This window comes from Nocardioides humi (assembly GCF_006494775.1).
Taxonomy (GTDB): Bacteria; Actinomycetota; Actinomycetes; order Propionibacteriales; family Nocardioidaceae; genus Nocardioides; species Nocardioides humi.
In genome coordinates, this window is the sequence record NZ_CP041146.1 from 389598 (window position 1) to 416050 (window position 26453).

Consider the following 26453-nt stretch of genomic DNA (forward strand, 5'->3'; position numbering starts at 1 on the left):
GGAAAGCGGAGCGAAGCGAGCATTTCCGTGGGGTGAACTCACGGGCCGAAGCCTACGGGCGCGCCCGACACGACGGCGAACCAGTAACGGCTCAGGCCTCGCGTGCGGCCTCGAGCATCCCGCGGATCATCGGCAGCTGGAGCGGGAGCCGGGCCAGCGTCCCGGCCTTGAGCATGGTGTTGTCGCCGCGCTGCGCGTCGAGCGCCATCTTCACGTTGCCGGGGAAGACTCCGACGAGCAGGGCGGCACCGGCGTACGCCGCGGCGCGGCGGGTCCGCGGGTGCATCATGCCGGCGGCGCAGGCCAGCTCCGCGACGCCGCTCCAGATCACGAGCTGGCGTGGGGCCGGGAGCTGCTCCGGGATCAGCGGCTCGAACACCTGGGGCCGGACGAGATGCACGACCCCGCTGACGAGGAAGGCGCCGGTGACGGCCTTGGCGGTGAAGGGGACGCTCATGCCGCCCAGCCTCCCAGCAGCGGTCAGCCCAGGTCGAGCACGTTGCGCATGCCGAGCTTGTAGAGCACCCGGTCGGTCTGCTTGAGCGCGGTGAACTCCGGCGGGTCGTAGAGCCGGAAGGTCGCCGCCCGGGCCGCCGGGGAGCCCACCTCGTCGAGGATCGCGTTGACAGCGTGGCGGGCCGACTCGTTGGCGCCCTCCATCGTCGCGAGGTCGATGTCGGTCTGCACGAAGTCGCCGCTCATCAGCAGGTTGGGGATCCTCGTGCGCGCGGTGGGCCGGCTGCTCCAGGAGTCGACCGTGTTGACGAGCAGCGGCGTCTCGTTGGTGTTGCGGCGGCTCGCGGCGTCCCACTGCACGCCCGGGTCGAGGAACCAGGAGTGGACGACGCCGTCGGGCAGCAGGTCGCCGGCGGTGTGGTGGTCGCGGATCTGCGCCAGCACCTCGTCGGCGATCTGCTGGGGGCTGCACTCCTTGGCCGGCCGGCCGTGCAGGACGCCGGGCGCGTCCCAGTTGGAGATGTCGACCGAGAGGATGTCGACGACGTCGCCGTCGCCGTAGTCGCGCGCGATCACGCGGTCCTCCCAGAACTGCCCCTGGGTCAGGGCGGTGAGCGCCCACGGGGAGTCGATGAAGGTGATGTGGCCGTGGGTGATGTCGACCGGCGCGCGCAGGAAGAACTGGATGCCGACCATCCAGTCCGTGTCGAGCGCGGCGAGCCGCTGCAGGCCGGGGTCCAGCGCCAGTACGTCGGCGGTGAGCGTCGGCACCACCCGCTCCACCGGCATGGCGCTGACGAACCAGTCGGCCTCGACGCGGCTCGTCGTACCGGCGGCGTCGGCGAGGACCGCGGCGGCGACCCGGCCGCCGGCGGTCTCGTAGCGGACCAGCCCCTGGCCGCCGACGAAGCGGACGCCGCGCCCGCGCAGGTAGGTCAGCCACGGGTCGATCCACGCCTCGTCGGTAGGCAGGTCGAGCACCCGGTCGAGGGCGCCGTCGTTGCCGCGGCCCATGATGTTGTAGACGAACGCCTCGCCCATGGTGCCGATGGTGCGGGTGCTGGCGACGGTCTCCTTCGCCGCGACCAGGTTGCGGGTCAGGCCGGCGGCGAGGATCTGCTGGTAGGGCTTCGAGCGCCTCTCCGCGCCGACGAAGTCCCACCAGCTGACCTTCTCCCACTGCCCGAGCCGGCGCTCGTCGCAGCTGGTGAGGAACACCAGCAGTCGCTCGACGAAGTAGGTGAGCTCGTGGGGTGGCACGGAGTGGCCGCCGAGGGTGTCGCGCAGGAAGCGGCGCAGGCCGTCGACGGTGAGGATCTGCTGCGGGTCCGGGCCGATGCCGAACACGAAGGCGTCGGCATGGTCGCCGGAGCGCAGGAACTTGCCGCCACTGGCGGCGACCAGGTTGTCGCCGACGGTGCCGTCGCCGAACGGGATGCGGCGCATCGTGTCCGGCACGTGGTGGTAGAAGCCGGGGAAGAACCGGAAGCCGTGCTCGCCGGGCAGGTCGGCGCGACCGCCTACGCCCGTGCCGGCCACCGGGATGCTGCGGGCCTTGCCGCCCCAGGCGGACGGCTCGAAGACGGTGACCTCGAAGCCGCGCTCGACGAGCTCGTGCGCCGCGGTCAGGCCGGCCATGCCTCCGCCGAGCACGGCGACCCGGCGGCCCGGCGTCGCGGCGAAGGCCGGCGCGAGGCCGGTCCCGGCGAGGACCACGCCGGCGCCGACGGCGCCCGCGGACGTGAGCAAGGTACGACGGTCCAGCTGCGCCATCGGCGATCACCCCATGATCTCCAACCGACACCAGTGTCGGTATCCGTTGGCAGCGAGTATCGTGATCCACACCACATCAGGTCAAGGCATACCGGTCCACAACCGACACATTCGTCGGTCACAGTCGACGGTGGGAGGAGGAGACCCGTGAGCACCACCGAGGTCGTGCGCCGCCGGCTCACCGGTCCGGCGCGGCGCGAGCGGATCGAGGCCGCCGCCGTCGAGGTCTTCGCCGAGCGCGGGTACGACGCCGCGTCGGTCGGCGAGATCGCCGGCGCCGCCGGCGTCACCCGGACCGTGCTCTACGACCACTTCCGCTCCAAGCGCGAGCTCTACCTCCACGTCCTCGACACCCAGAACGCCGCGATGCTCGCCGAGGTGGGCGCCGGCATCACGGGCGCCGGCGCGGGACGGGACCGGATGCGGGCCACCGTGGCGGCGTACCTCTCCTTCGCGCGGCAGCGTCCCGCGGCCCGCCGGATCCTGGTCGACCCGATCCCCACCGGGGACCGGGAGCTCGACCGGGCGCTGCGCACCTTCCGCACCGCCCGCACCCAGGCGGTCGCCACCATGCTCGGCCCCGACCTCGCCCGCTCCGGGCTCCCCCACGGCTCGACGGCGGCCGACGTCGTCGTCGAGCTCCTCATCACCGGCGTCGACGGCGTCGCCCGGTGGTGGCAGGAGCATCCCGCCGCCTCGCTGGAGGAGGTCACCGAGGTGGCCACCCGGCTGCTGTGGAACGGGCTGCCGCGCCTGGGCGAGCTCAGAACATGACGGTGGCGAAGCGCGCGGTCTCCACGAACCCGACCCGCTCGTACGCCGCCCGGGCCGTGTGGTTCCAGTCGTTGACGTAGAGCGAGACCGTCGGCGCGATCCGCGCGCGGACCTGCCGGACCACAGCGGCCATGCCGGCGGTCGCGATCCCCTGGCCACGCCGGTGAGGGGGCACCCACACCCCCTGGATCTGGGCGGCGTCGGGCGTCGCGCAGGCCACCTCGGCCTTGAAGACGAGCTCGCCGCCGTCGTACCGGACGAAGGACCAGCCACGGCCGACCAGCTGCGCGACCCGCGCACGGTAGAGGTCCGCTCCCCCGCCGAGCTCCGGGGAGACCCCGACCTCCTCGGTGTACATGGCCACGCACGCGGGGTAGAGCGTGGCGATGTCGTCGGGAGTGCTGCAGCGCACGCCCGGGTCGGGCGTCACGAGCGGCTCGCCGTCGATGGCGAGGTGGCGCTGGTCCCAGCGCACGTCGCGCGGCCGGCCCCACTGCTCGCCGACCTGGCCCCAGAACGCCCGGACGGCGTCCTGCGGCCCGACGATCGTCGAGGCGGTACGCCGCCGGGCCAGCGCCCGGCCGGCGAACACCTCGGCGTCCTCCGGCGTGGCCTGGACCGGCACCAGGTTGGCGGCCACGTGGCAGGCGGCGACGAGGTGGCCGCCGTCGAAGCGCCCCCACATCTCGCCGCCGAGCCAGCGCGGCTCGAGGTTGGTGGTGTGGGCGCGATGGATCGCGAACACGTTGACGACCGGGTCGCGGCCGGCCAGGGCCACGAAGGCGGGAAGGTCGGCCTGCGCGAGGACACGCACGCCGTGCCGGGTGGTCAACACGGGACCACCCTAGGGTGTCCGGGCCATCAGGAGCGCCGACGGACCTCGCGAACGATCAGCCAGACCAGATAGGCCCCGCCCGCGACGACGGTGACCACCCCGACCGGCATCACCACCGGCAGCAGGTGCTGCGCGGTCAGGTCCGCCGCCGCCAGCATGAAGGCGCCCAGGAAGGCGGCAGGCGCCAGCGTCACGCCGGGCGTGCGGGCGAGGCGGCGGGCGATCTGCGGCGCGGCGAGCGCGACGAATGCGATCGGGCCCGCCGCGGCGGTCACCGTCGCCGTCAGGGCGACACCCGTCACGACCGCAGCGACCCGGACCTGCTCCGTCCGGGTGCCCGTGGCCCGGGCGGCGTCGTCCCCGAGCTCGAGCTGGCGCAACCCGGGCGCCAGCGCCACCAGCGCCGCCAGCAGGAGCAGCACGGTGGCGCCGCCCCACAGCACCTGCGGCCACCCGGTGCCGCCGAGCGAGCCGGCTCCCCACACGGCGGCCCGGACCGCGACCTCGAGCCGGGCGTTGATGACGAGCCAGGCGTTGAAGGAGCCCAGCATCACCGAGACCGCGATGCCGACGATGATCAGCCGGAACCCCTGCACGCCGTGGCGCCAGGCCAGCAGGTAGACGACCGTGGCGGTCGCCAGGCCGCCCACCAGGGCACCGCCGACGAGCTGGGCGTAGCTGCCCCCGATGAGGACGATCACGACCAGCGCGCCGGCGTAGGAGCCGGCGGAGAGGCCGATGATGTCCGGGCTGGCGAGCGGGTTGCGGGTCAACGACTGGAACAGCGCCCCGGAGACGCCCAGTGCGGCGCCGAACACGACGGCCGCGAGAGCGCGCGGCGAGCGCCACTCCACCACCACGACCCGGGCGAACCCTGCCTCCGGGTCGCCCGTCAGCGCAGCCCAGACCCGGGCGAGGGTGAGCGGGTATTCGCCGAGCATCAGCGAGGCGGCGCTGGTCGTCACGGTCAGCACACCCAGCACCGCGCAGACGGCGACGGTGCGGCTGCGCCAGCGCAGGGAGAGGCCGCCGGCCCGTACGACGAGGGCCGGGCGGGCCGGGCCGAGGACACCGGGCCGGCTCACAGGGCGCTCACCCGCCTGCGGCGGACCAGGGCGATCAGCATCGGAGCACCCACGAACGCGGTGACGAGCCCCACCGGGAGCTCGCCCGGGCGGATCACGAGGCGGCCGATGACGTCGGAGGCGAGCAGCAGCGACGGGGCCAGCACGAGCGTGTAGGCGAGGATCCACCGCTGCTCCGGGCCGGTGAACCACCGGGCGACGTGCGGCACCATCAGGCCCACGAAGCCGACCGGCCCGCAGATCGCCGTCGCGCCGCCCGCGAGCAGGGTCACCGCGACGACCACGATCACCCGGGTCCGGGTGATCCCCGCTCCCAGCGAGGTGGCCAGGTCGTCGCCCAGCGCGATGGCGTTGAGCGCGCTCGCCGCGACCGCGGCGAGCAGCGTGCCGAGGACCAGGAACGGCAGCACCGGGAGGAGGATGTCCCAGCCGCGGTCGACCAGGCTGCCGGCGTACCAGCCCCGCATCCGGTCGAACGAGCGCGGGTCGCTCAGCACCATCGCGGTCACGATCCCTGACAGCAGCGCGCCGATCGCGACCCCGGCCAGCGTGAGGTGGATCGGATCGGCCCCGCCCCGGCCGGCCGAGCCGATCGCGTACACGACCACCGTCACGACCAGCGCCCCGGCGAAGGCGAACCAGACGTACCCGCTGACGGCGGTCACGCCGAACAGGGCGATGCCGAGGGCGACGAAGAACTCCGCACCCGCGCTGACGCCGAGGATGCCCGGGTCGGCGAGCGGGTTGCGGGTCAGTGCCTGGATCAGGGCTCCCGACAGCCCCAGCGCGATCCCGACGCACAGCCCCACCGCGGTACGGGGGACGCGCAGGTCCCAGACGACGTACGCGTCCCCCTTGCCGGTGTCGTGGCGCAGCGCCTCGATCACCACCGACAGCGGGATGTTCTTCGAGCCGATCGCGATGCTGAGCAGCAGCAGCGCGCCCAGGAGCACCGTCGCGACCAGCAGACCGACCAGCCGGCGCGACGGCGCTCGCCCCTCCGGGCTACCGGGCACGCTGGTTCAGCGCCGACTCCTCGAGCTCGGGCAGGACCTGGTCGAGCCACCAGCGGTAGCTCAGCGGGGTGCCGCCGTTGATGGCGGACCACTGCGGCCCGTCGAGGTAGATCCACGTGCCGTTCTCGGACGCGGGCAGGTCCGCGACGCGCGGGTCGGCCTTCAGCGAGGCGTAGGTCTTGTCGATGGTCTCCTGGCTCTCGGCGCCGGAGGCGGCGACGATCACCACGTCCTCGGTGAGCTGGTCGATGTTCTCCAGGGAGAAGGTGTCCACCTCGGCGGAGGTGACCTCGCCGTGCGGCTGGTGCCCGCCGGGCTCGAGACCCAGCGCGACGAACGGCTCGTTGCCGTACTCCGTCGGCCAGAACTGGTCGTCCTTGAAGACCGGGATGACGTACGACCTGCCCTGCAGGCCGGGGAGCCTCTCGGCGGCGGCATCGAAGTCGGCGGAGAGCTCGGCCTCCACCTCGTCGACGACCGCGGTGTCGTGTCCCGTGAGCGTGGCGAGCGAGGCGAGGTGGTCCTGCCAGCTGGTCTGCGTGTCGGTCTCGATCCCGACGTAGGTCGGCGCGACCTGGGACAGCTGCTTGTAGAGCTTCTCGTCGGTGTTCCAGATGTCGGTCAGGATCAGGTCCGGCTCCCACGTGGCGATCGCCTCGGGCGAGGGCGCCCAGTCCGCGTTGATCAGGTCGGTGTCGACCTCGCCCTTGTCCACCTCACCCAGCCACGGCGCCCAGGCGAGGGCCTCGTCGTCGTCCGGCGAGGTGAGCGGCTTCTCGTCGACGTACGGCAGCAGCTCCAGGTAGGTGCTGGTGAGCACGACGATGCGCTCCGGCTTCGCCTCGACGGTGACCTCGCCGTAGGCGGTGTCGATGGTGACCGGGAAGGCGCCGTCGGCCGACGCCGGCGCGGAGGCGTCGTCGGCGGCCGGAGTGTCGCTGCCGCAGCCGGCGAGCGCCAGGACGGCGACCATCGTCGCGGCGAGCAGTGCCGGGCAGCGCGGGTGCGCGGTGGACAGCTTCAACGGGGTTCCTTGTCTGTCGGATGCAAAGCCGACTTAATGTAGCCTTGCCTAACTTCACACGCTTATCCGGAGGCGACGGCTTGTTCATGTCAGGGGGCGATCCGATGATGCCGACGCACGACTGGACGATCCCGCCCACCGCCACCGGCCCCGTCATCGAGGACCGCTCGGTCGTGCTGCTGTACGTCCACACGGGCACGGCCACGATCGAGACGGCCGGAACGGTCCGTCGTCTCGCCGCGGGCGAGGCGGTCTGGGTGCCCCCCGGCATCCCGCACCGCACCCGGGCGGACGCCGGCGCGGTGGTCCTCCCGATCTTCCCCCGCTCCGACGAGCTGCCGGAGGCGCTGACGACGACCCGCACGATCACCGTCCCGCCCACGTGGGCCAGATGGCTGGTCCAGCGCCACGTCGACGACTGTCACCTCGCCCACGACGTCCAGGACGCCCTCCCCGACACGGGCACCCTGCTCGGGATGATCGCCCGCGCCCCCAGCTCCGACGACGAGCGGTGGACCGGCGCCGAGGCACTGCGGCTGCCGGTGTCCCACGCCGCACTGAGCACGGCGCGGACCCTGCTGAGGGACCCGGGCACGCCGATGTCGCTGACGTCGTTCGCCGCGAGGGAGAGCGTCAGCGTGAAGACGCTGCAGCGTCAGTTCCACCGCGAGACGGGCCTGGCGTTCGCCGACTGGCGCAGCCGGGCACGGGTCGTGGCCGCGGCACGCCATCTCGCGGCGGGGCGCACGGTCGGATGGACCGGCCGGCACGTGGGCTACGCGACCCCGGCCGGCTTCACCAAGGCGTTCCGCCGTCTGGTGGGCCTGACGCCGCGCGCGTACGCCGGTCGGGCGCGCGAGCGGTCATCCGCGACACGGACCGCCCCGGACGCCGTCGTCGGGCACGTCGCGGCCCTCGCCGCCGAGGCGGCGCCGGAGCCGCCGGCGGTCGCGGCCCGGCGTACCTGGACACGGGTCAACGGGGAGCACGTGCTGCTGTGGATGTACTGCGGCGAGGCGGACGTCCGGGTCGGCTCCCGCGACATCCGCCTGCGGGCCGGCCACGCCCTCTGGCTGCCCGCCGGCGTGCCGAACGCGGTGGAGGGGCTCGCCGGCTCCGTCGCGGTGCCCCTCGGGTACAGCCACACACCGGTCGGTCTCGACGTCGACGACCTGTCGGTCCTCTCCTTCCCGCCGGAGGCGCAGGACTTCCTCCTCCACACCTCGCTGGTCAGCTACACGCTCTTCCAGCCCGCGCGGAGGCGGCGGTCCTTCGTCGAGGAGCTGTTCCGGGCGCAGTTCATCGCCGACCGCGACACCGCGGCGACGGCCGGTCTCACCGGGGCCGTCGGCACCGTCACGCGCGCGATGCGACGCGACCCCAGCGACGCACGATCGCTCCTGGAGTGGGCGGCGCACCTGGGCACCAGCCCGCGCGAGCTGGGCCGGGAGTTCCTGAGCCAGACCGGGGAGACCTTCCCCCGCTGGCGTGCGCAGCACCGGATGGACATCGCCCGCTGGCTCCTGTGCCTGGGCGATCCTCCCGGCCAGGTCGCCAAGCAGCTCGGCTACTCCAGCGCCGCGGCGTTCACGAACGCCTTCACCACCGCTCATGGGATGTCGCCCAGCGAGCACCAGCGCCGAGAGGGCGACACGTCGGCCTAGTGTCGTCGTGTCAGGCTGATTCGCCGCCATAGTCGGCGCTTCAACCTGACACGACGACACTAGGAGACCGAGACGCTCGGCTCCGCGCCCTCGACCGGCTCCATCGTCTCGGCGATCTTCATCGCCTCCTCGATCAGCGTCTCGACGATCTCGGCCTCGGGGACGGTCTTGATGACCTCGCCCTTGACGAAGATCTGGCCCTTGCCGTTGCCGGAGGCGACGCCGAGGTCGGCCTCCCGGGCCTCGCCGGGGCCGTTGACGACGCAGCCCATGACGGCGACCCGCAGCGGGACCTCGAGCCCGTCGAGGCCGGCGGTCACCCGCTCGGCGAGGGTGTAGACGTCGACCTGGGCGCGCCCGCAGGACGGGCAGGAGACGATCTCGAGCTTGCGCGGGCGGAGGTTGAGGGACTGCAGGATCTGCAGGCCGACCTTGACCTCCTCGACCGGCGGCGCGGAGAGCGAGACCCGGATGGTGTCGCCGATGCCGCGGGAGAGCAGCGCGCCGAAGGCGGTCGCGGACTTGATGGTGCCCTGGAAGGCCGGGCCGGCCTCGGTGACGCCGAGGTGGAGCGGCCAGTCGCCCTGCTCGGCGAGCAGCTCGTAGGCGCGCACCATGACGACCGGGTCGTTGTGCTTGACCGAGATCTTGAAGTCGCGGAAGCCGTGCTCCTCGAAGAGACTGGCCTCCCACACCGCGGACTCGACGAGCGCCTCGGGCGTGGCCTTGCCGTACTTCTCGAGCAGCCGCTTGTCGAGCGAGCCGGCGTTGACGCCGATCCGGATCGACGTGCCGCGGTCCTGCGCCGCCTTGGCGATCTCCTTGACCTGGTCGTCGAACTTCTTGATGTTGCCCGGGTTCACCCGGACGGCGGCGCAGCCGGCGTCGATCGCGGCGAAGACGTACTTGGGCTGGAAGTGGATGTCGGCGATCACCGGGATCTGGCTGTGCCGGGCGATCTCGGGCAGCGCGTCGGCGTCGTCCTGGCTCGGGCAGGCGATCCGGACGATGTCGCAGCCGGCCGCGGTGAGCTGGGCGATCTGCTGCAGCGTGCTGTTGACGTCGGAGGTCAGCGTCGTGGTCATCGACTGCACCGAGATCGGGTGGTCGCTGCCGACCCCGACCTTGCCCACCCGGATCTGGCGGGTCGGGCGGCGGGGGGCGAGCACCGGCGGCGGCGCGGCCGGCATGCCGAGGCTGATCGACGTCATGGCCTCAAGATTAGAGGCTCCGCCGTCACCCGACCCCATCGCCGATCAGGGCCGCCAGCCCGTCGAGGGTCCGGGCCAGGCCGAACTCCCACGCCCGCTCCGCGCTCCACGCGCTGCCCTGCGCGGCACCGGCCGCGGCGCCGATCCGGACCGCGCGCGGGTACGCCGCCGGGTCGAGCGCCCGCGCGAGCACCGGCTGGTTGGCCGCCCACCACTCGGCGTCGCTCATCGCGGAGTCGGTGCCGACCCGCGCCGCGTCGTGCGCGGAGCGGCCGTGGGACTGCACGAAACCCAGCAGGTAGGCGAGCGCGGCGTCGGTGTCGACCTCGCTCAGCCCGGTGTCGTCCAGGGCGGCGAGCTCGTGCTCGTACTTCGCCATCACCCCCGGCCCCAGCGGCGGCCGGCTCAGCGCGGCCACCTCGGTGAGCCAGGGGTGGGCGGCGAGCAGGTCGCGGTTGGCCTCCGCCACGGTGGTCAGCCGCTGCCGCCACGCCTGTCGTCCCCACGGCTCGCGCGGCATCCGCGCGTAGCGCGCGTCGACCATCAGGTCGAGCAGCTCGGGCTTGCCCGGGACATAGGTGTAGACCGACATCGCCGAGACGCCCACCCGCTCGGCCACCGCCCGCATCGTCACCGCCGCCAGGCCCTCCGCGTCGGCGAGCGCCAGCGCCGCGTCGACCACCTGGGCGACGGTCACCGACCGCGCCGGCCCCTTGCGGCGCGCCCCGGCCGGCTCGCCCCAGAGGAGGGCGAGCGTGCGGCTGGGCTCACCCGACCCGGTGCTGGCGGAGGTCACGGGAGCCATCCTGCCACAAGTTCGTTGTACGTTGTACACTATACATCGTACGGAGAAATCCAGGAGGATCGCATGCACATCACCGACACCGCCCTCTCCCTCAACGTCCCCGACGTCGAGGCGTCCGCAGCCTGGGTGCGCCGGCACCTCGGCTTCGCCGAGGAGATGGCCGCCGACGGGTTCTGCTCGCTGGCCCATCCCGAGGCCGGCTGCCATCTCGTCTACCTGCGCACCGGGCTGCCGACCTTCCGGCCGGCGTCCGCCGCGGGGCGCGCCGACGGGCTGCTCGTCGTCTTCACCGTCGAGGACGTCGACGCCGACTACGCCCGGCTGCGTGAGGAGGGGGTCGACGTGGTCACCCCGATCGAGACCGAGCCGTGGGGAGAGCGCTACTTCCAGATGGCCGACCCGAACGGCGTGATCTACCAGCTCGTGCAGTGGGTGACGCCGCCCGACCCGCAGTACGCCGGCGCAGCCACGCCCTGAGCCGCTCAGTGTCCTGTCAGGTTGAAGCGCTGACAGGACACTAGGACTCCAGGTGCACCGGTACGACGAGGTCGCCGACGATCAGCACGACGCCCATCACCAGGATCGCCAGGCCGACGACATAGGCGATCGGCAGCAGCTTCGCCACGTCGACGTACCCGGGGTCGGGCCGGCGCCGCAGCCGGGCCCAGCCCCGGCGTACCGCCTCCCACAGGGCGCCCGCGATGTGGCCGCCGTCCAGCGGCAGGAGCGGCACGAAGTTGAACATGCCGATGAAGAAGTTGAAGCCCGCGACCAGCAGGAACAGCGACACGATCTTCGACTGCAGCGGGATCTCGTCGTGGGCGGCCGTCTCGCCGGCCAGGCGGCCGCCGCCGACGATGCTGACCGGGCCCATCGGGTCGCGCTCCTCGACCCCGACGATCGCCTTCGCGACGCCCCAGACCTTCGCCGGCAGGGTCCCGAGGGCCTTCACGACCTCGACGGTCATGTGGCCCATCTGGCCGACGGTGTAGAGCACGCCGCCGGTGGTCGGGTGGTTGTCGGGGACGACGCCGAGGAAGCCGACCTTGTCGTCCACCTTCCCGCCCACCCGGTCGGGCGGGCGGACGACGGTCTCGGTGCGGAACGGGATCCGCTCCCCGTCGCGCTCAACGACGATCTCGGCCTCGTCGGTGCCATTGGCCCGGACCAGCCTCTGCACCTGCTCCCAGCTGGTGATCTCGGTGCCGTTGAACGACACGATCCGGTCGCCGGCCCGGATGCCCGCGGAGTACGCCGGCGTCGGGTCGTCGCGGAGCTCCTCCGCCGTGCACACCCGGCCCGACTCCTCGGCCGGGAGCACGCACGCGTTGACCTCCTGGAGCGTGGTCTCGGCCGTCCGGTCGCCCGGGTTGCCGTAGGTCGCGAAGACGCCGGCGAAGATCAGGAACGCGATGACGATGTTGACCGTCGGGCCGCCGCCCATGACGACGACCTTCTGCCACCACGGGAACGTGTAGAACAGCCGGTCGGCGTCCTCGGGGCGGATGGTCTCCCACTCGGCCGCGCGGGCGTCCGAGATGAGCTGGGTGAACATGCCGGTGTTGGACTTGCGGACCCGGACGACCTGGTTGCCCTCGGCGTCGACCTCGACCCGGTCGGCGAGCTCGACCGCGCCGGGCGGGAGCATGCCGACGATCTTGACGTAGCCGCCGAGCGGGATCGCCTTGACGCCGTACTCGGTCTCGCCGACCTGCCTGCTCCACACGGTCGGCCCGAAGCCGATGAAGTACTGCGTGACCTTCCCGCCGAACCTCTTCGCCGGGATCAGGTGGCCGAGCTCGTGGAGCCCGATCGAGGCCAGGATCGCCACCACGAAGACGACGACACCGAGCAGGTAGAGCAGAGCGGTCATGGGCGGGATGCGGTCCTCGGTTCGATGAGCTGGGTGGCCGCCTCCCGCGCCCACGCGTCGGCCGCGAGCACGTCGTCGAGGGAGAGCTGCCCCTCCGAGGGTACGTCGTGGGCGGCTACGAGGTCGGCAACGACGTCGACGATGCCGGTGAACGCCAGCCGGCCGGTGCGGAAGGCGTCCACGGCGACCTCGTTGGCCGCGTTGTAGACGGCGGGGGCGGTGCCGCCCCGCTCCCCCGCCTGCCGGGCCAGCGCCACCGCGGGGAAGGCCTCGTCGTCGAGGGGAGGAACTGCCAGGTCTCCGGCGTGGTCCAGTCCACGGCGGGCGCCGAGTCCGGCACCCGCTCGGGCCAGGCGAGGCCGAGCGCGATCGGGATCAGCATGGTCGGCGGGCTCGCCTGCACCAGGGTCGAGCCGTCGACGAACTCCACCATCGAGTGCACGACGCTGGTCGGGTGCACCACGACCTCGATCCGGTCGTAGGGCACGCCGAAGAGCAGGTGCGCCTCGATCACCTCCAGCCCCTTGTTGACCAGGGTCGCGGAGTTGATGGTGATGACCGGGCCCATGTCCCAGGTGGGATGGTTGCCCGCCTGCTCCGGGGTGACGTCGGCGAGCTCGGCGCGGGTCCGGCCGCGGAAGGGTCCGCCGCTGGCGGTGAGCACCAGCCGTCGTACCTCGTCGGGGGTGCTGCCGCGCAGGCACTGCGCGAGCGCGCTGTGCTCGGAGTCGACCGGCACGATCTGCCCCGGCGCGGCCCGCTCCAGCACCAGCGGGCCGGCCATGACGAGTGACTCCTTGTTGGCCAGCGCGAGGGTGGTGCCGGCGTCGAGCGCCGCCAGCGTGGGCCGGAGGCCGACGGCGCCGGTGATGCCGTTCAGCACGACGTCGCACGGCCGCTGGGCCGCCTCGACGCTCGCCTCCTCCCCCAGCCCGTGATACGCCGGCGCGAACTCGGCCACCTGCTGGGCGAACAGGTCCGGGCTGCCGCCGCCCGCGGTCAGCCCGACCACCCGGAAGCGGTCGGGGTTGGCGCGCACCAGGTCCAGCGCCTGGGTGCCGATCGAGCCGGTCGAGCCGAGGATGACGACGTCCTTCACCCGGTCATCCTCGCAGGACGGGCGCGGCCGCCCGGGCGGGTGAGGTGGCTCGCCGGGTGAGAAACGCCTCAAATGCCGGACCGGAGGGGGCTCAGCGTCCATGCTGTGCGCGTGCATCGTCCGGTCCGTGCTCTCCTCACCGTGCTCTTCCTCGTCGCCAGCGTGGCGATCGCCGCCCCGGCTCCGGCCGCGCCGCTCCCGCGCGCGAAGGGCTGCAAGGGCCTGGTCGCGCTCACCTTCGACGACGGTCCGGCGCGGGGCACCACCCACCGCCTGCTGCAGATCCTGCAGAAGAAGCGGGTCCCGGCGACCTTCTTCATGGTCGGCCAGCGGGTCGCCGCCGACCCCCGCGCGGCGCGCGAGGTCGAGCGGGCCGGCTTCCTGACCGCCAACCACAGCTGGGACCACCGGGACATGCGCACCCAGTCCTACCGCGAGGTCCGGCAGTCGCTGCGCGCCACCCGCCGCGCGATGAAGCGGGCCGGGCTGCACCCGACCGACCTGATGCGCCCGCCGTACGGCGCGCTCGCCCCGCCCGCGCGCAGGGCGATCCGCGACGCCGGCTACGTGCCGGTCATGTGGAGTGCCGACTCGCTGGACTGGAAGTCCGGCGACGCCGACCAGATCGCGCGCCGCATCCTCGGCGGCCTGCGCCCCGGGAAGAGGAATATCGTGCTCCAGCACGACGGCGTGAACCGGTCCCCGATCTCGGTCGCCGCCGTGAGCCAGGTGATCCGGGTGGCGAAGCGGCGCGGGTACTGCTTCACCGCCCTGGACGAGCGGGGCCGTCCGGGCTTCCCCACGCCGACGGTGACCGCGACCGCGAAGGACGGCACCGAGGGCGGCGAGGCCGTCGTCACCCTCCGGCTGGACAAGCCCGCCGGCCGCGACACGGCCGTGGTGGTCGAGGCGCTGTCCGGTACGGCGACCGTCGGCGCCGACCTGCCGCCGCTGCACCTGCGCGTGGAGATCCCGGCCGGCCGGCTGAAGGCCAAGGTGCGGATCCCGATCACGGCGGACGCGGTGGCCGAGCCCACCGAGCACTTCACGCTCCGGCTGCGTCACCCCGAGGGCCTGCGGATCGTCCAGGAGACGACGCAGGTCGCCGTCCTCGACGTGCCCCCGCCGACCGCTCCGGCCGCTCCGGCCACCCGGACCGACCTGCCCGGACCGCCGTTCCTGGCGCTCGGGCCGAAGTACAGCTAGGTTCCGGCGTCGGTGAGCCGGTCGGCCGCGGTGTGCGGGTCGACCTCGCCGGCGACCACGGCCGCGGCGAGCTCGTCGAGCAGGTCGCCGTCGCCGACGCTCCCCCAGCGGCGCCGGAGCGCGGTGAGGGCGAGGGCCTCGATCTCGTCGCGCGCCCGGCGCACCCGGCGACGCCGGAGCTCGCCGCTCTCCCGCAGCCACGCGGCGTGCTCGTCGAGCGCGTCCGCGACGTCGGCGATGCCGTCCCCCGTGGACGCGACGGTCTTGAGCACCGGCGGACGCCAGGCGCCCTCGCGGCGCTCGGCGAGGCCGAGCATCGAGCGCAGGTCGCGGCGCACCTTGTCGGCGCCGTCGCGGTCGGACTTGTTGACGACGTAGAGGTCGCCGATCTCGAGGATGCCGGCCTTCGCCGCCTGGATCCCGTCGCCCATGCCGGGTGCGAGGAGCACGATGGTGGAGTCGGCCTGGCCGGCGATCTCGACCTCGCTCTGGCCGACGCCGACGGTCTCGACGAGGACGACGTCGAAGCCGGCGGCGTCGAGCACCCGCAGCGCCTGCGGGGTCGTCCAGGCGAGCCCGCCGAGGTGGCCGCGGGCGGCCATCGACCGGATGAAGACCCCGGGGTCGAGGACGTGGTCGCCCATCCGGATCCGGTCGCCGAGCAGGGCGCCGCCGGAGAACGGCGAGGACGGGTCCACCGCCAGGACGGCGACCCGCCGGTCGCGCCGCCGGAGCTCGCCGATCAGCGCGTTGGTGGACGTCGACTTGCCGACTCCCGGGGCGCCGGTGATGCCGACGACGTGGGCGTGCCCGGCGTACGGCGCGAGGGTGCGCGCCAGCTCCGGCAGGAGCGGCGACTCGTCCTCCACGAGCGACACCAGCCGGCCCACGGAGCGGGGATCGCCCTCGCGAGCGCGGGCCACCAGGTCGGGAACGGCCGCCGCGGTGATCCCGCGGCGGCCGCCCCGTGGTGCCTGTGGTGCTTCGGTCAAGCCGGTTCTCGTCAGGCGGGAACCCGGATGACCAGGGCGTCGCCCTGGCCGCCGCCGCCGCAGAGGGCGGCCGCGCCGACGCCGCCGCCGCGGCGCTTGAGCTCGAGCGCGAGGTGCAGCGTGATCCGCGCGCCGGAGGCGCCGAGCGGGTGGCCGATGGCGATCGCGCCGCCGTTGACGTTGACCTTGTCCTCGTCGATGCCGAGGGCGCGGGCGGACTCGATGCCGACCGCGGCGAAGGCCTCGTTGAACTCGACCAGGTCGAGGTCGGCGGCGCTCAGGCCGGCCTTGTCGAGGGCCTTCTTCGTGGCGTTGGCGGGCTGCAGCTGCAGGGTCGAGTCGGGGCCGGCGACCTGGCCGTGGCTGACGATCTCGGCGAGGATCGGCAGGCCGAGCTCCTCGGCCTTGCTCCTGCTCGTCACGACCACGGCGGCGGCGCCGTCGGAGATCTGCGACGCGGAGCCGGCGGTGATCGTGCCGTCCTTGGAGAACGCCGGGCGCAGCTTGGCCAGCGACTCCGCGGTGGTGTCGCCGCGGACGCCCTCGTCGGCGCTGACGACGACCGGGTCGCCCTTGCGCTGCGGGATGCTCACCGGGACGATCTCGTCGTCGAAGACGCCGTTCTTCTGCGCGGCGGCGGCGAGCTGGTGGGAGCGGGCGGAGAACTCGTCCTGCTCCTCGCGGCTCAGCGGGTTCTCGCGGTCGGCGTTGACGGCCTCGGTCAGGTTGCCCATCGCCTGCTGGGTGGCCTGGTCGTAGAGCGCGTCGTAGGCCATCGAGTCGACGAGCGCGGTGTCGCCGTACTTGAAGCCCTCGCGGCTCTTGGGCAGCAGGTGCGGGGCGTTGGTCATCGACTCGGTGCCGCCCGCGACGACGATCTCGGCCTCGCCCGCGCGGATCAGCTGGTCGGCCTGCGCGATGGCGTTGATGCCGGAGAGGCAGACCTTGTTGATCGTGATGGAGGGGACGCTCAGCGGCAGTCCGGCCTTGATGCCGGCGGTGCGGGCCGGGTTCTGGCCGGCACCGGCCTGCAGGACCTGGCCGACGATGAGGTAGTCGACCTGGTCGGGGGCCACGCCCGCCTTCTCCAGCGCGCCCTTGATCGCGACACCGGCGAGGTCGGCGGCCGAGAGGGTCTTCAGGCCGCCGAGCAGGCGGCCGATCGGCGTACGCGCGCCGGCGACGATGACGCTGGGGTTGTCGGACATGTTTCCTCCGTGCAGACGTGTGGTCGGAACGTTTGCGACTGTACTCGGGGGTAGCCGGAGCGAGCGAGGGGTCCACCGTGCGGTCGGTGAGTCGCTCGTCACACGGCGGGCGGGCGCCCGGCGACGGCAGGGGCGACGGCACAATGGCCCGCATGAGCATCACAGACGGCGTCCCCACCCACCTCTTCACGGCGATCGACCACGTCGGCATCGCGGTGCCCGACCTGGACGACGCGATCGCGTTCTACCGCGACAACTTCGGCATGCACGTCACGCACGAGGAGACCAACGAGGAGCAGGGCGTGCGCGAGGCGATGGTCGCCGTCGGCGACACCGACTCCCGGATCCAGCTGCTCGCCCCGCTCAACGCGGACTCGACGATCGCCAAGTTCCTCGACCGCAGCGGCCCGGGCCTGCAGCAACTCGCCTACCGCGTCACCGACCTCGACCAGGTCTCCGCCATCCTGCGCGAGCGCGGCCTGCGCCTGCTCTACCCCGAAGCCCGCCGCGGCACCGCCGACAGCCGGATCAACTTCGTGCACCCCAAGGACGCCGGCGGGGTCCTCGTCGAGCTCGTGGAGCCCGCTGCCGACGGGGGTCACTGAGCCCAACGGAATTGGACCTGCTCGCCCGGGCGGAGCTGGGCCAGGCGGTCGGTGTCGGCGTCGGCGACCACGCCGATCACGGGGTAGCCGCCGGTGACGGGGTGGTCGGGGCCGAACACGACCGGCGCCCCGCCCGGCGGCACCTGGATCGCCCCGCGCAGGGCGCCCTCGCTCGGGAGCTCGCCCCTCGCCGGCGCCGGGGTGAGCGGCTCGCCCTCGAGGCGCAGGCCCACCCGGTCGCTCGCGGCGCCGACCCGCCAGACCTGTTCCACCAGCCGGTCGGCGGCGTCCACCCAGTCGTCCCGCGGGCCGCGGACGACGCGCAGCACCGGCCGGTCGTCGTACGCCGCCGGGGGCACGGCGTCGACGAGCATCTCTCCCGCCACGTCCCTCCCGACGGGCAGGAGGTCGCCCGCCGCCAACGGCGCGGGGCCGAGCCCGGAGAGCGTGTCGCGCGAGCGCGAGGCCAGCAGCGGCGGCACGCCGAATCCGCCGCGCACGCCGAGATAGGACCGCAGTCCGGACGGCGGCACGCCCAGCCGCAGCCGCTGGCCCGGCTGCAGCGCGAGCACCGCGCCGGTCGGCTCGGGCCGCCCGTCGACGTCGAGGGGCACGGGCGCGCCGGTCACGCAGGCCCACACCACGCCGGTCGCCTCGACCTCGAGCCCGCCCAGCACCACCTCCACGGCCGCGGCGCCGTCGGCGTTGCCGAGCAGCCGCTCCCCCAGCGCGTACGACGCCCGGTCGGCCGCGCCGCTCGCGCCCACCCCGATCGCGGCGTACCCGGGCCGGCCGGCGTCCTGCACCAGGCAGGGCCCGCCGACGGCGCGGACCAGCAGCGCGGTCACGGGATGCTCACCGGGCCGCCTCGAAGCGCACCGTCGCACCGGCGGTCAGCAGCGCCGGCGGGTCGCGGTCGAGGTCCCACAGCGGCAGGTCGGTGCGGCCGATCAGCTGCCACCCACCGGGCGATGCGCGGGGGTAGACCCCGCTGAACTCCCCCGCCAGCCCGACCGATCCGGCCGGCACGCCGGTCCGCGGCTCGGACCGGCGCGGCACCCGCAGCCGCGGGTCGCCGCCCACGAGATAGGCGAAGCCCGGCGCGAAGCCCCCGAACGCCACCCGCCACGGCGTCCCCGTGTGCGCCGCCACCACCTCCCGCTCCCCCAGCCCGGTCAGGCTCGCCACCGCCGCCAGGTCCGGGCCGTCGTACACGACCGGGATCACGACCTCGCCGGCCGTGTCGCCGCGCACCGTCCGTCTGTGTCGTCCCGAGCGCTCCGCGACGACCGATCCGGTCGGTACGACGCTCCGGAGCCGGTCGCGAGGGACGCCCGGACGCGCCACGACCAGCACGGTGCGGGCGCCGGGGACGACGTCGGCGAGGAGGTCCGCGGCGGCGGGGTGGGCGCGGACCAGGTCGGCGAGGGCGACCACGGACGCGGTGTCGTCGAGCTCGACGAGGAGCCCGCGGTCGCCGTACGGGAGCAGCCTCATCCGAAGGAGCCGACCGCGATCCCGGCCTCGCCCAGGGCCGCCCGCACCGCCGCGGCGAGGGCGGGCGCGCCGGGCGAGTCGCCGTGGACGCAGAGCGAGCGCACCTCGCCGCTGCGGGCCAGCACCACGGCCTGGGCCGCCGCAGCGGCCGGGTCGGTGAGCACGGCGCCGGGCGCCGAGCGCGGCACCAGGCCGCCGTCCGGCAGGTAGGCGCGGTCGGCGAAGCCCTCCCCGACCACCTCCAGGCCCGCGTCCGCGGCGGCCGCCAGGAAGGACGAGCCGGCCAGTCCCAGCACCGGGAGCCCGCCGTAGGCACGCACGGCGCCGACCACCGCGTCCGCCTGCTCGGGGTCGCGGGAGACCGCGTGGTAGAGCGCGCCGTGCGGCTTGACGTAGGCGACCCGGCCGCCGGCCGCGCGCGCGATGCCGTCGAGCGCGCCGAGCTGGTAGAGGACCTCGGCCTCGAGCTCGGCGGCCGGCACGTCGACGTACCGGCGCCCGAAGCCGGCGAGGTCGCGGTAGCCCACCTGGGCGCCGATGGCGACGCCCAGCGACACCGCGAGCTCGCAGGTACGCCGCAGCGTGAGCGGGTCGCCGGCGTGGAAGCCGCAGGCCACGTTGGCGCTCGTCAGGTGCGGGAGCAGGGCGTCGTCGTCGCCGAGCCGCCACCGCCCGAAGGACTCGCCGACGTCGGCGTTGAGGTCGACGACCCCCTCCTTCGTGGACGGGCGACCCGGATGCGACGTCATGGCCCTATCGTGGCCCATCGACGCGCCGCCGAGCCCAGGACGGTGCAGCCGCCGCGCGTGACCCTCGGTGAGACGAGCGTCACGAACCCCCCACCCGGAGGTTACCGACGGGTATCTTCGCGGCGGCCGTATTGCCATCCAGCCCGACTGGCACGCACCGATCCCAGGGAGACGACGACCGTGCAGCACATCCTCGACGCCATCCTCGCCGAAGGCACCTCTGCGGAGGACTTCGCCCACCTCGAGCTCCCGGAGTCCTACCGGGCCGTGACGGTCCACAAGGACGAGGTCGACATGTTCGAGGGGTGCCCTCGAAGGAGAAGGATCCCCGCAAGTCCCTGCATGTCGACCAGGTCGCCCTGCCCGAGCTCGGTCCCGGGGAGGCGTTCGTCGCGGTCATGGCCTCGGCGATCAATTACAACACCGTGTGGACCTCGATCTTCGAGCCGGTGTCCACGTTCGGGTTCCTCGAGCGCTACGGCCGCGAGTCCGACCTCGGCGCCCGCCACGACCTGCCGTACCACATCGTCGGCTCGGACCTGTCCGGCGTCGTGCTGGCCGTGGGCGCGGGGTGACCAAGTGGAAGCCCGGCGACCGGGTCGTCGCGCACTGCCTCTCGGTCGAGCTCGAGGCCCCCGACGGCCACAACGACACGATGATGGATCCCTCCCAGCGGATCTGGGGGTTCGAGACCAACTTCGGCGGCCTGGCCGACGTGGCGATGGTCAAGGCCAACCAGCTGATGCCCAAGCCCGAGCACCTCACCTGGGAGGAGGCCGCCTCGCCTGGCCTGGTCAACTGCACGGCCTACCGCCAGCTCGTCTCGGCCAACGGCGGCAACATGAAGCAGGGCGACAACGTGCTGATCTGGGGCGCCTCGGGCGGCCTGGGCGGGTTCGCGACCCAGTACGCCCTCAACGGCGGCGCGAACCCGGTGTGCGTGGTCTCGAACGAGGAGAAGGCCCAGATCGTGCGCAAGATGGGCGCCGAGATGGTCATCAACCGCTCCGAGCTCGCGCCGAAGTTCTGGAACGCCGAGGGCACGAAGCAGGACCCGAAGGAGTGGCTGCGCTTCGGCAAGGCCATCCGCGAGCTCACCGGCGGCGAGGACATCGACATCGTCTTCGAGCACCCCGGCCGCGAGACCTTCGGCGCGTCGGTGTTCGTGACCCGCAAGGGCGGCACCATCACCACCTGCGCCTCGACCTCGGGCTACATGCACGAGTACGACAACCGGTACCTGTGGATGAACCTGAAGCGGATCATCTCCAGCCACTTCGCCAACTACCGCGAGTCGTGGGAGGCCAACCGCCTCATCGCCCAGGGCAAGATCCACCCCACCCTCTCGCGCACCTACACCCTCGAGGACACCGGCCAGGCCGCGCTCGACGTGCACCACAACAAGCACCAGGGCAAGGTCGGCGTGCTCTGCCTGTCCCCCCAGGAGGGCCTCGGCGTACGCAACGAGGAGCTCCGCGCCCAGCACCTCGACAAGATCAACCTGTTCCGCGGCATCTGAGCAGGGAGCACGACGGACGGGCCGGTGCGACGCACCGGCCCGTCCCGCATTTCCGCACCCCGGCACGGGACCGCCGTCCGATCCGGCGAGTGGTGTGGCGCGGAAATGGCTTGCCGGCTCACGTGTCCAGGGTGCGTGCATCGCAAGGCGGCGGCGCGACGGCATACCGGGTTGTCGGGCAGGAGCGGAGCGACTTCCCGACAACCCGGGGCTCCGCTGGCGTCTTCCGAGCGTCGCCAACGTGGCGAGGTGCGTGCCCTGGGTGCGTGAGGTGGTGAGCCATTTCTGCGCCGGACCACTACGCGGGGTGGGAAAGGTTGCGACGATCAGGGATCATGGGCGGGTTCCACCACCGGTTCCATCCCCATGACCGCAGCGAGAGCCAGGGAGGCTCAGTTCCATGAGCGACGAGGGTCTGTCCATCTTCGACGACGAGCCCACCCCGACCGAGGAGTCCAAGACCGTGACCACCAAGGCCACCGACGACGAGCCGACCCAGGTCATCCCGGCGGTGAAGACCACCGAGACTCCCGCGGCGCCACCGCGGCCGCAGGCGGCGCCCGCCCGGCCGGTGCCCGCCTCCCGGCCCACCGCGCCGCCCCCGTCCCCCAGCCCCGCCCGGCCGGTCGGCTTCAACGCCCCCGGCGCGACCGGCGGACTCCCGATCGTCCGCAAGGGCGGCTACGACCGCGACGCGGTGGACGCCCAGATCCGCCAGCTCTCCAGCGAGAAGGCCACGCTCGGCGCCAGCCTGAGCGAGTCCGAGCAGCGGGTGATCGACCTCGAGGGGGAGATCGCGCGGCTGCGCTCGGAGCTCGCCGAGATGGACAACCCGTCGTACGCCGGTCTCGGCGGGCGGGCCAGCGCCATGCTGCGTCTCGCCGAGGAGGAGGCCTCCGAGATCCGGACGACGGCCGAGGCCGACGCCGCCGAGATCCGCGACCAGGCCAGCCGCGACGCCAAGGCGATCCGCGCCGAGGCGGCCCGTGAGGCCGACGACATGCGCGCGGTCCAGCTGCGCGAGCTCGAGGAGAACCGCACCCGCCTGCTCGCCGACGCCGAGCAGGAGCGGGCCCTCGCCCGGAGCGAGGCCGAGGACACCCTCGCGGCCGCCCGGCGCGAGGCCGACCAGCTCCGCCTGGCCGCCCAGCAGGAGGTCACCGAGCAGCGCAGCCAGGCGCAGCGCGAGGTCGAGCAGGCCCGCGCGGCCGTCGACCGCGAGGTCCAGGAGGCCCGCCGCGCGCTGGCCATGGAGAAGGAGCGGCTCGCCCGCGAGGCCACCGACCACCACAACACCGCGGTCGCCGAGACCCGTCGCCTGGTCGACGAGGCCGAGGAGCGCGCCAACGCGGCCGAGGCGCGCGCCGCCGAGGCCAGCAAGCAGTCCGCCGCCAACCGGGCCGCCGCACAGACCGAGGCCGAGGGCCTGCTGACCCGGGCCCGGCGCGAGGCCGAGCAGGTCATCGCCTCCGCCCGCGCCCAGGCCGAGGCGATCACCGCCAGCGGGGACGCGGACCTCCAGCGCGAGATCGCGGCCAAGCGCGCCGAGCTCGACCGCCTGACCAAGCGGCGCGCGTCGATCACCGCCCAGCTGTCCTCGCTCGCCGACCTCGTCGCCGGCTTCGGCGAGGACGAGAGTTGAGCGGCCCCGACCGCCCGGACACCGCGACCGACGACGACGGCGTGAGCGAGCACGCCGGCGTCGATCCCGCCGCGGCGACGCCGGCGCCGGCCCCGTCGGCGTACGGCGAGCCGGGCAAGCCGTTCGACCGCCGCTCGCCGTTCTTCTACGGCTTCGTCGGCGCGCTCGGCGCGCTGACCGCGTTCTGGCTCTTCAACGCCCTCCTCGGCATCGGCTCCACGCTGATGCTCATCGTGGTGGCGTTCTTCCTGGCCGCGGGCCTGAACCCGGCGGTGGAGTTCCTGGAGCGCCGCGGCCTGCGCCGCTCGCTCGCGGTCGTGGTCGTCATCGTGATCGCGCTCGCGGTGGTCGGCATGTTCCTGATCGCGATCGTCCCGGTCATCACCGACCAGGTCACCGCGCTGAGCAAGAACGTCCCGCTCTGGATCGACGAGCTGGAGCGCAACAAGAAGGTCCAGGATCTCAACGAGGAGTACGGCATCCTCGACAAGATCACCTCGTTCGTCACCGACGGCGACTTCATCTCCACGCTGTTCGGCGGGGCGCTCGGCGTCGGCCTCAAGGTGATCGGGGCGCTGTTCAACGCCTTCGTCATCTTCGTGCTGACGCTCTACTTCCTCGCCTCGCTCAAGACGACCACCGGCGCGGTCTACAAGCTCGCCCCGGCCTCGCGCCGCGAGCGCTTCTCCTCGCTGGGCGACAAGGTGATCGCCAATGTCGGCGGCTACGTCTCCGGAGCCTTCCTGGTCGCGCTCTGCGCGGGCCTGAGCTCGCTGGTCTTCCTCTACTTCACCGAGGTGCGCCAGTACGCCGTCGCGCTCGCCTTCGTCGTCGCGCTGCTGGACGTGATCCCGATGATCGGCGCCACCCTCGGGGCCGTGCTGGTCTCGGCGATCGCGTTCGCCACCGATCTCAAGAGCGGCATCGCCTGCGTCATCTTCTTCGTCATCTACCAGCAGTTCGAGAACTACGTCGTCTACCCGCGGGTGATGAGCAAGTCCGTCGACCTGCCGGGTGCGGTGATCGTGATCGCCGCGCTGATCGGCGCCGGCCTGCTGGGCGTGGTCGGCGCGCTGCTCGCCATCCCGGCCGCGGCGGCGGTGCTGCTGATCTTCCGCGAGGTCGTGGTCCGGCGCCAGGACCTGCGCTGAGTCTGGGCCGGGGCCGGCTCAGACCCGGCCCGTCAGACTCGGCCGGCAGCGTGGCGCATCGCCGCGAAGCGGCACGGCGCGTCGCCCGCGGGCCGAGCGGAGCGAGGTCTGTGCGGCAAGCGGCGTCTGCGACACGCTCGGCCCATCAGACAAGGACCGGCTCGGTCTGCTCGACCACCCCGCGCTCCCCCAGCTTGACCCCGACGACGCCGGCGAGGATCAGCACGCCGCCGAGGAGCTGGAGCGCCGCGGGCAGCTGGCCGAGCAGCAGCCAGGCCCATACGACGGCGGCGACGACCTCGCTGAGCGCGACGAAGGAGGCCAGCCGCGAGCCGAGGCGGCGGATGGCGGCGATGCCGGTCGTGTAGGCGAGCGCCGCCGTCACCAGGCCCAGGAGCAGCAGGGCGGCCCAGGGCGCGACGTCGAGCCCGGCGTAGGCGACCGGCGCGGACGATGACGCCATCGGCATCAGGCCGACCAGGCCGAGCACGCCCAGCAGCACGCCGCCGACGACGAGACCGCCCGCCGCGAGGGTGAGCGGCGGAAGGCCGCCGCGCTCGTCGGCGGAGATGACGAAGTACGCCGCCGCGCCCACCATCGCCGCGAGCGCCCAGGCCGCTCCCCGCAGGTCGACGTCGGCGCCCGACACCAGGTCGAGCACCAGCACCAGCCCGAGCGCGGCCACCACCGCCCCGGCCACGGTGAGCCGCCCCGGGCGCTGGCCGTGCATCAGCCACATCCAGACGACGACGGCGGCCGGCGCGGTGTACTCGATCAGCAGGGCCGGCCCGACGTCCATGGTGCGCACAGCGGAGAAGTAGCAGTACTGCGCGCCGGCGACCGCCAGGGCGCCGTACAGGACGACGGTGGGCGCCGATCGCCACAGCAGCCCCCAGCGGCCGCGCAGGGCGACGAGCCCGAAGGGCAGGACGACGGCGGCGCCGATCGCGATCCGCAGCAGGACGATGCTGCCGGCCGTCCAGCCGCTGTCGAGCAGCGGACGGGCGAGGGAGCCGGAGAGGGCGAACGCGGTGGCCGAGGTCAGCGCGAAGGCGAGGCCGCTCGAGGTCGTGTCACGCAAGGTGTCACGAGTCAACGTCGTCATGACTCATGACACTAGGGTTCGGTGCGGTAATCTGTCAATGTGGTTTTCGCCCATGACACGTCGCTGTCCCTCCAGGCTGCGGTCGCCCTGGCCAACGGCAGCCTCGACCCGGTGACGATCGGGACGCCCGACGAGCTCGACGCGTTCTTCGCCGACTTCGGCTACACCGGCCGCCACGACGGCGACCAGGCCGAGGTGGACGCCGTCCTCGCGATCGCGCCGCAGCTGCGGGAGCTGCTGACCGCCGACCGCGACGACGCCGTCGAGATCGTCAACGCCATGCTGCGCGACGCCTCCGCGCTCCCCCAGCTGCGCCGCCACGACGGCTACGACTGGCACCTGCACGCGATCGATCCCGACCGCCCGTTCGCCGAGCGGATCGTCGTGGAGACGGCGATGGCGATGATCGACGTGATCCGCGCCGACGAGATGTCCCGGCTGGCGGTCTGCGCCGACGAGTCCTGCGAGGGCATCGTCCTCGACCTGTCGCGCAACCGGTCCAAGCGGTTCTGCTCGGTCACCTGCGGCAACCGGAACGCCGTCGCCGCCTACCGCGCCCGGCAGGCCGAGAGCGACTGAGCCCGAGCCGGCGCCGGGTCAGGAGCGCAGGAAGTCGCCGGCCCGGAACTCGTCCACGGCCGCCTCCAGCTCGGCGATCCGCTCCTGGCCGGCGGACACCAGCTGCCGGCCGGCCCCCATCCACTTGTCCAGGTCCGGGCACAGCGGCGGGATGTCGGCGAGGATCTCCGCGCTCTCACGCAGGGTCAGGCCCACCCGCTGGGCGGCCCTGGCCAGCTTGATCCGGCACACGGCGTCGATGGTGAAGCGACGGATGTTGCCGCTGGTGCGCTGGCCCTGGACGACGCCGTACCGCTCGTAGTAGCGCACCGCGTTCGTCGTCACCCCGGCCCGGCGCGCGACCTCGGCGATCGACAGCGTCGCGTCCCGGACGTCGGTCGCGCTCATCTCCTCACCCCTCCCGCGGGCGTCGGCTCGGTCGTGCGGCGCCGGCCCGCGTCCCGACGACCACCGAGCCGGATCACCAGCGCGAGCAGGACCACCACGAGCGTAGCCGCCTGGGTGAGCCGCAGCGCGTCCACGAGGTCCGCGACCGCCGCCGTACGGGCCGCGCCGTCCAGCCCCGCCAGCGACGCGAGGGAGCCG

General features: G+C 73.3%; 26 protein-coding genes and 1 pseudogene. 10 read left to right on the forward strand and 17 right to left on the reverse strand.

Annotated elements, in window-relative coordinates; translation table 11 throughout:
• Positions 1-91 precede the first annotated feature (91 nt).
• Both FIV44_RS01870 and FIV44_RS01875 read right to left on the reverse strand, forming a co-directional pair.
• The gene (locus FIV44_RS01870) at positions 92-457 is read right to left on the reverse strand and encodes a DoxX family protein (RefSeq protein ID WP_141003014.1); all 366 of its coding nucleotides are present in this window, start codon (positions 455-457) and stop codon (positions 92-94) included.
• Between the two features lie 23 nt (positions 458-480).
• Complete coding sequence (locus tag FIV44_RS01875; protein WP_141003015.1) at positions 481-2229, reverse strand: hydroxysqualene dehydroxylase; 1749 nt, start codon at positions 2227-2229, stop codon at positions 481-483.
• Between the two features lie 147 nt (positions 2230-2376).
• Here FIV44_RS01875 and FIV44_RS01880 point away from each other — a divergent pair, with 147 nt between their 5' ends.
• On the forward strand, positions 2377-3003 hold the full coding sequence (locus FIV44_RS01880; RefSeq protein WP_219996245.1) for a TetR/AcrR family transcriptional regulator: 627 nt from the start codon (positions 2377-2379) through the stop codon (positions 3001-3003).
• On the opposite strand, the gene FIV44_RS01885 is transcribed toward FIV44_RS01880, so the two are convergent.
• From FIV44_RS01885 to FIV44_RS01900, 4 genes are read right to left on the reverse strand one after another with little or no spacing between them, the layout of a single operon-like run.
• Complete coding sequence (locus FIV44_RS01885; RefSeq protein WP_141003016.1) at positions 2993-3838, reverse strand: GNAT family N-acetyltransferase; 846 nt, start codon at positions 3836-3838, stop codon at positions 2993-2995. The two genes, FIV44_RS01880 and FIV44_RS01885, sit on opposite strands and share 11 nt — an antisense overlap.
• A 26-nt stretch (positions 3839-3864) precedes the next feature.
• On the reverse strand, positions 3865-4923 hold the full coding sequence (locus FIV44_RS01890) for a FecCD family ABC transporter permease (RefSeq protein ID WP_141003017.1): 1059 nt from the start codon (positions 4921-4923) through the stop codon (positions 3865-3867).
• Positions 4920-5939 carry an iron chelate uptake ABC transporter family permease subunit gene (locus FIV44_RS01895; RefSeq protein WP_181410931.1) on the reverse strand — a complete coding sequence of 340 codons (1020 nt, stop codon included), beginning with the start codon at positions 5937-5939 and terminating at the stop codon, positions 4920-4922. The genes FIV44_RS01890 and FIV44_RS01895 overlap by 4 nt, the downstream gene beginning before the upstream one ends.
• Positions 5929-6963 carry an ABC transporter substrate-binding protein gene (locus tag FIV44_RS01900; protein ID WP_219996246.1) on the reverse strand — a complete coding sequence of 345 codons (1035 nt, stop codon included), beginning with the start codon at positions 6961-6963 and terminating at the stop codon, positions 5929-5931. The genes FIV44_RS01895 and FIV44_RS01900 overlap by 11 nt, the downstream gene beginning before the upstream one ends.
• 104 nt (positions 6964-7067) lie before the next feature.
• On the opposite strand from FIV44_RS01900, the gene FIV44_RS01905 reads away from it, so the two are divergent.
• Positions 7068-8627, forward strand: a complete 1560-nt coding sequence (locus FIV44_RS01905; RefSeq protein WP_181410932.1) for a helix-turn-helix domain-containing protein — start codon at positions 7068-7070, stop codon at positions 8625-8627.
• A gap of 59 nt (positions 8628-8686) precedes the next feature.
• On the opposite strand, the gene ispG is transcribed toward FIV44_RS01905, so the two are convergent.
• Together ispG and FIV44_RS01915 are read right to left on the reverse strand one after the other, a co-directional pair.
• Entirely contained in the window at positions 8687-9838 is a 1152-nt protein-coding gene (gene ispG / locus FIV44_RS01910; RefSeq protein WP_141003019.1) for a flavodoxin-dependent (E)-4-hydroxy-3-methylbut-2-enyl-diphosphate synthase, read from the reverse strand.
• A 25-nt stretch (positions 9839-9863) separates the two neighbouring features.
• Entirely contained in the window at positions 9864-10634 is a 771-nt protein-coding gene (locus tag FIV44_RS01915) for a TetR/AcrR family transcriptional regulator C-terminal domain-containing protein (RefSeq protein ID WP_141003020.1), read from the reverse strand.
• A 72-nt stretch (positions 10635-10706) separates the two neighbouring features.
• On the opposite strand from FIV44_RS01915, the gene FIV44_RS01920 reads away from it, so the two are divergent.
• Entirely contained in the window at positions 10707-11120 is a 414-nt protein-coding gene (locus FIV44_RS01920) for a VOC family protein (RefSeq protein ID WP_141003021.1), read from the forward strand.
• Between the two features lie 40 nt (positions 11121-11160).
• Here FIV44_RS01920 and FIV44_RS01925 read toward each other — a convergent pair whose 3' ends face one another.
• Both FIV44_RS01925 and dxr read right to left on the reverse strand, forming a co-directional pair.
• Positions 11161-12516, reverse strand: a complete 1356-nt coding sequence (locus FIV44_RS01925) for a M50 family metallopeptidase (RefSeq protein ID WP_141003022.1) — start codon at positions 12514-12516, stop codon at positions 11161-11163.
• A pseudogene (gene dxr, locus FIV44_RS01930) lies at positions 12513-13615 on the reverse strand (1-deoxy-D-xylulose-5-phosphate reductoisomerase). The gene FIV44_RS01925 and the pseudogene dxr overlap by 4 nt, the downstream one beginning before the upstream one ends.
• 111 nt (positions 13616-13726) lie before the next feature.
• On the opposite strand from dxr, the gene FIV44_RS01935 reads away from it, so the two are divergent.
• Entirely contained in the window at positions 13727-14821 is a 1095-nt protein-coding gene (locus FIV44_RS01935; protein ID WP_181410933.1) for a polysaccharide deacetylase family protein, read from the forward strand.
• On the opposite strand, the gene meaB is transcribed toward FIV44_RS01935, so the two are convergent.
• Together meaB and FIV44_RS01945 are read right to left on the reverse strand one after the other, a co-directional pair.
• Positions 14818-15813, reverse strand: coding sequence for a methylmalonyl Co-A mutase-associated GTPase MeaB (meaB, locus tag FIV44_RS01940; RefSeq protein WP_246086766.1), 996 nt, complete (start codon positions 15811-15813; stop codon positions 14818-14820). The genes FIV44_RS01935 and meaB overlap by 4 nt on opposite strands.
• Positions 15814-15824: 11 nt before the next feature.
• Positions 15825-17021, reverse strand: a complete 1197-nt coding sequence (locus tag FIV44_RS01945; RefSeq protein WP_141003024.1) for an acetyl-CoA C-acetyltransferase — start codon at positions 17019-17021, stop codon at positions 15825-15827.
• Positions 17022-17164: 143 nt separating this feature from the next.
• Between FIV44_RS01945 and mce the strand changes: the two genes are divergently transcribed.
• Positions 17165-17626, forward strand: coding sequence for a methylmalonyl-CoA epimerase (mce, locus tag FIV44_RS01950; protein ID WP_425465165.1), 462 nt, complete (start codon positions 17165-17167; stop codon positions 17624-17626).
• On the opposite strand, the gene FIV44_RS01955 is transcribed toward mce, so the two are convergent.
• The 3 genes from FIV44_RS01955 to FIV44_RS01965 are packed head-to-tail and all read right to left on the reverse strand — an operon-like array spanning position 17620 to position 19872.
• Entirely contained in the window at positions 17620-18474 is an 855-nt protein-coding gene (locus FIV44_RS01955; RefSeq protein WP_219996247.1) for a 5-oxoprolinase subunit C family protein, read from the reverse strand. The genes mce and FIV44_RS01955 overlap by 7 nt on opposite strands.
• A 7-nt stretch (positions 18475-18481) precedes the next feature.
• Positions 18482-19123 (reverse strand): 5-oxoprolinase subunit B family protein, encoded by a 642-nt coding sequence (locus FIV44_RS01960; RefSeq protein ID WP_141003026.1) that lies wholly within the window; start codon positions 19121-19123, stop codon positions 18482-18484.
• Positions 19120-19872: a LamB/YcsF family protein gene (locus FIV44_RS01965; RefSeq protein ID WP_141003027.1), complete on the reverse strand. Its 753-nt coding sequence runs from the start codon at positions 19870-19872 to the stop codon at positions 19120-19122. The genes FIV44_RS01960 and FIV44_RS01965 overlap by 4 nt, the downstream gene beginning before the upstream one ends.
• 305 nt (positions 19873-20177) lie before the next feature.
• On the opposite strand from FIV44_RS01965, the gene FIV44_RS33800 reads away from it, so the two are divergent.
• The 4 genes from FIV44_RS33800 (at position 20178) to FIV44_RS01980 (ending at position 24184) form a co-directional block, all read left to right on the forward strand.
• Positions 20178-20447 (forward strand): MDR/zinc-dependent alcohol dehydrogenase-like family protein, encoded by a 270-nt coding sequence (locus FIV44_RS33800; protein WP_246086767.1) that lies wholly within the window; start codon positions 20178-20180, stop codon positions 20445-20447.
• Positions 20444-21391: a crotonyl-CoA carboxylase/reductase gene (gene ccrA, locus FIV44_RS01970; protein WP_246086768.1), complete on the forward strand. Its 948-nt coding sequence runs from the start codon at positions 20444-20446 to the stop codon at positions 21389-21391. Before FIV44_RS33800 ends, ccrA begins: the two co-directional genes overlap by 4 nt.
• A 400-nt stretch (positions 21392-21791) precedes the next feature.
• Positions 21792-23033 (forward strand): coiled-coil domain-containing protein, encoded by a 1242-nt coding sequence (locus FIV44_RS01975; RefSeq protein ID WP_141003028.1) that lies wholly within the window; start codon positions 21792-21794, stop codon positions 23031-23033.
• Positions 23030-24184 carry an AI-2E family transporter gene (locus FIV44_RS01980; protein WP_141003029.1) on the forward strand — a complete coding sequence of 385 codons (1155 nt, stop codon included), beginning with the start codon at positions 23030-23032 and terminating at the stop codon, positions 24182-24184. The genes FIV44_RS01975 and FIV44_RS01980 overlap by 4 nt, the downstream gene beginning before the upstream one ends.
• A 145-nt stretch (positions 24185-24329) precedes the next feature.
• On the opposite strand, the gene FIV44_RS01985 is transcribed toward FIV44_RS01980, so the two are convergent.
• On the reverse strand, positions 24330-25289 hold the full coding sequence (locus FIV44_RS01985) for an EamA family transporter (RefSeq protein WP_141003030.1): 960 nt from the start codon (positions 25287-25289) through the stop codon (positions 24330-24332).
• A 39-nt stretch (positions 25290-25328) separates the two neighbouring features.
• On the opposite strand from FIV44_RS01985, the gene FIV44_RS01990 reads away from it, so the two are divergent.
• On the forward strand, positions 25329-25868 hold the full coding sequence (locus tag FIV44_RS01990; protein ID WP_141003031.1) for a CGNR zinc finger domain-containing protein: 540 nt from the start codon (positions 25329-25331) through the stop codon (positions 25866-25868).
• 18 nt (positions 25869-25886) lie between these two features.
• On the opposite strand, the gene FIV44_RS01995 is transcribed toward FIV44_RS01990, so the two are convergent.
• Complete coding sequence (locus tag FIV44_RS01995) at positions 25887-26255, reverse strand: MerR family transcriptional regulator (RefSeq protein WP_141003032.1); 369 nt, start codon at positions 26253-26255, stop codon at positions 25887-25889.
• Positions 26256-26453: the final 198 nt, after the last annotated feature.

Coding starts and splice junctions, on each gene's coding strand:
- FIV44_RS01985 (WP_141003030.1), bottom strand. CDS start 25,289: ATGACGACGTTGACTCGTGACACCTTGCGTGACACGACCTCGAGCGGC.
- FIV44_RS01870 (WP_141003014.1), bottom strand. CDS start 457: ATGAGCGTCCCCTTCACCGCCAAGGCCGTCACCGGCGCCTTCCTCGTC.
- mce (WP_425465165.1), top strand. CDS start 17,165: ATGGCCCGCATGAGCATCACAGACGGCGTCCCCACCCACCTCTTCACG.
- ispG (WP_141003019.1), bottom strand. CDS start 9,838: ATGACGTCGATCAGCCTCGGCATGCCGGCCGCGCCGCCGCCGGTGCTC.
- FIV44_RS01875 (WP_141003015.1), bottom strand. CDS start 2,229: ATGGCGCAGCTGGACCGTCGTACCTTGCTCACGTCCGCGGGCGCCGTC.
- FIV44_RS01925 (WP_141003022.1), bottom strand. CDS start 12,516: ATGACCGCTCTGCTCTACCTGCTCGGTGTCGTCGTCTTCGTGGTGGCG.
- FIV44_RS01975 (WP_141003028.1), top strand. CDS start 21,792: ATGAGCGACGAGGGTCTGTCCATCTTCGACGACGAGCCCACCCCGACC.
- FIV44_RS01960 (WP_141003026.1), bottom strand. CDS start 19,123: ATGAGGCTGCTCCCGTACGGCGACCGCGGGCTCCTCGTCGAGCTCGAC.
- FIV44_RS01965 (WP_141003027.1), bottom strand. CDS start 19,872: ATGACGTCGCATCCGGGTCGCCCGTCCACGAAGGAGGGGGTCGTCGAC.
- FIV44_RS01905 (WP_181410932.1), top strand. CDS start 7,068: ATGATGCCGACGCACGACTGGACGATCCCGCCCACCGCCACCGGCCCC.
- FIV44_RS01945 (WP_141003024.1), bottom strand. CDS start 17,021: ATGTCCGACAACCCCAGCGTCATCGTCGCCGGCGCGCGTACGCCGATC.
- FIV44_RS01920 (WP_141003021.1), top strand. CDS start 10,707: ATGCACATCACCGACACCGCCCTCTCCCTCAACGTCCCCGACGTCGAG.
- FIV44_RS01995 (WP_141003032.1), bottom strand. CDS start 26,255: ATGAGCGCGACCGACGTCCGGGACGCGACGCTGTCGATCGCCGAGGTC.